The sequence below is a fragment of the Sphingomonas bacterium genome (assembly GCF_903644055.1).
GTDB lineage: Bacteria > Pseudomonadota > Alphaproteobacteria > Sphingomonadales > Sphingomonadaceae > Sphingomonas_I.
In genome coordinates, this window is the sequence record NZ_CAHJXD010000154.1 from 1 (window position 1) to 2,822 (window position 2,822).

Below are 2,822 nucleotides of genomic sequence, written 5' to 3' on the forward strand. Positions count from 1 at the left end.
TCGGCGCGGGTGAGGCCCGACGCGAGCGCGCCCCGCTGCGCCTCGATCGCGGCGAGGACGGTTTCGGCGGTTTCGCCATGATAATAGATCGGGGTGGCCTCGCCGCGCCCGGTGGCGCCCTCGCCGGCGAGTTCGGCGACGACGACGTCGACATGCGTCTTGGCGCCGCGCGCGATCGTGAAGGCGCCGCGCACGGGCCAGCGTTCGATGCGGGCGGCGAGCTCAATCAATCGCCGTCGCCGATCGACGTTCAACGATCTGGACGGACATTGCCTTTAGTCGACCGTCACCCCGGACTTGTTCCGGGGTCCACCGCGCCGCGTATCCAAACGTATTGGGCGTGCGGCACCGTGGATGCCGGAACAGGTCCGGCATGACGGATGATCGGTGGGAGACTCTGTTCTCAAGGCTGAACGTCGATCCGTCCTCAGGCGGCCGCGCGTTCCGCCTTCGCCGCGCGCGCATCGGCGTCGGCGATGAAGCGCTCCATCACCGGCGCGATTTCCTCGCGCCAGCGGCGGCCGTTGAAGATGCCGTAATGGCCGACGATCGGCGCCATATGATAGTGCTTATAGGCATCGGGCAGCCTGGCGGCGAGCTTGAGCGCCGCCTTGGTCTGGCCGAGGCCCGAGATATCGTCATTCTCGCCCTCGATCGCCAAGAGCGCGACATCCCTGATCGCCCGCGGATCGACCTTCCGCCCGCGATGGAGCATCTTGCCCTTGGGCATCAGGTGCTGCTGGAAGACGACGTCGATCGTCTGGAGATAGAATTCGGCGGTCATGTCGCAAACCGAGCGATATTCGTCGTAGAAGGCCTTGGTGGCGTCGGCATGTTCCTGATCGCCGTCGACGAGATGCTTGAACATCTGCCAATGGCTGGCGAGATGGTTGCCGAAGTTCATCGCCATGAAGCCGGTGAGCTGCAGGAAGCCCGGATAGACGCGACGCCCGGCACCCGGATAGCTCCACGGCACGGTGGCGATGACGTTGCTTTCGAACCAACTGAACGGGCGCTGCGTCGCGACGGTGTTGACCTCGGTCGGCGCCTCGCGCGCGTCGATCGGGCCGCCCATCATCGTCAGCGAGCGCGGGCGCGCGGGATCGTTCGCCGCCGCCAGCAGCGCGGTGGCGGCGAAGACCGGCACCGAGGGCTGGCACACCGCGAGCACATGCGTACCCGGACCGACATGCCCGAGGAAGGCGATGACATAATCGATATAATCGTCGAGATCGAACCGCCCCTCGGCGATCGGCACGGCGCGCGCATCGGCCCAATCGGTGATCCAGACGTCGTGGCCCGGCAGCAGCCGCTCGACCGTGCCGCGCAGCAAGGTGGCGTAATGGCCCGACATCGGCGCCACGATCAGCAACTTGGGCTGGGTGCCTTCAAATTCGGGACGGGTGAAGTGAATCAACTGGCCGAACGGACGCGCGGCTTCGATCTCCTCGACGACCGCATAGGGCTTGCCGTCGATCATCGTGCTTTCGAGCCCGAACGCGGGCTTGCCGTAAATGGCCGACGCGTGCGCGAAGACATCGAGCCCCGAGGCCATCACCGTCGCCATCGGCGTCTGCGAGAAAGGATTGGCCGGGTTGGTCATCCAATCCGAGCCCATCCCGGCGAGCGCGCTGGCCCCCGCGAGCCAGTTCCGCTGCATTTCGAACGCTTCGTACAACAAGGCCATAATCTCCCCGTCCCATCTGGGACTGAACGTGCTGCAATGCAACACCAGCGGTAAACATCGCGTGATCCAAGCACCGCGATTGAGCATCGCCCGTGCGCCTGCTAGGCGCGGCGGCGATGGCACGCTCCGCGCCGAACATGCCCAAGCGACGCATCGGCGATCTGCGCCTGGTGTGGCGCACCGCCGCCCGATATCCGGGGCGGATCGCGGCGGCGCTTGGCGCGCTGGCGGTTTCGTCGGCGGCGACGCTGGCGATCCCCTACGGCTTCAAGCGCGTCATCGATCGCGGCTTCATCAGCGGCGGGGGGACGACGGCGAGCGTCGCCGGATCGTTCCGATACCTGCTGATGATCGTGATCGTGCTGGCGATCGCCACCGCATGCCGATTCTATTTCGTATCGTGGCTGGGCGAGCGGACGGTGGCCGATCTGCGGCGATCGGTGCAGGCCAATCTGCTGCGGCTGAGCCCGCGTTATTTCGAGGAAAACCGCCCTTCCGAGATCGCCTCGCGGCTGACTGCCGACACGGGCCTCGTCGAGCAGGTCGTCGGCACGTCGGTCTCGGTGGCGCTGCGCAATCTCTTCATCGGGACGGGCGGGCTGCTGTACCTGTTCGTGCTGTCGCCGAAGCTGGCGGCGCTGCTGCTGCTGGCGATCCCGCTGGTGGTGGCGCCGATCATCCTGCTCGGCCGCCGCGTGCGCACGCATTCGCGCACCTCGCAGGACCGCATCGCGGAGATCGGCGCGGTCGTCTCCGAGGTGCTGGGCGCGATGAAGATCGTGCAGGCGTTCAACCAGGAAGCGCGCGAGCGCCGCCGCTTCGCCGATACGGTCGAGCAGGTCTTCGCGATCGCGCGCACGCGCATCCTGATCCGCGCGATCATGACCGCGATCGTGATCGCGCTGATCTTCGGATCGATCACGATGGTGCTGTGGGAAGGCGCGATCGACGTGGCGGCGGGGCGGATGAGCGGCGGCGCGATCGCCGCCTTCGTCGTGACCGGCGGGCTGGTCGCCAGTTCGTTCGGCGCGCTGACCGAGACCTATGGCGATCTGCTGCGCGGCGCGGGTGCGGCGAGCCGGCTCGGCGAGCTGCTCGCCGAGCAGCCCGAGATCGCGCCGCCGGCGAAGCCGCA

Annotated in this window: 2 protein-coding genes and 1 pseudogene; 1 reads left to right on the forward strand and 2 read right to left on the reverse strand. The window is 67.2% G+C overall.

The annotated features are described in order from the left end of the window. Window positions 1–230 (reverse strand): annotated as a pseudogene (locus HUU94_RS06810) (dipeptide epimerase); the annotation flags it as partial. Window positions 231–427: 197 nt separating this feature from the next. Continuing rightward, a complete protein-coding gene (locus HUU94_RS06815) occupies window positions 428–1,681 on the reverse strand; it encodes a polyhydroxyalkanoate depolymerase (RefSeq protein WP_174274349.1) in 1,254 nt (417 codons plus the stop codon). 122 nt (window positions 1,682–1,803) lie between these two features. Here HUU94_RS06815 and HUU94_RS06820 point away from each other — a divergent pair. After that, window positions 1,804–2,822, forward strand: a 1,019-nt coding sequence (locus tag HUU94_RS06820; RefSeq protein WP_254602012.1) for an ABC transporter transmembrane domain-containing protein, incomplete at its 3' end; no start/stop codon positions are given.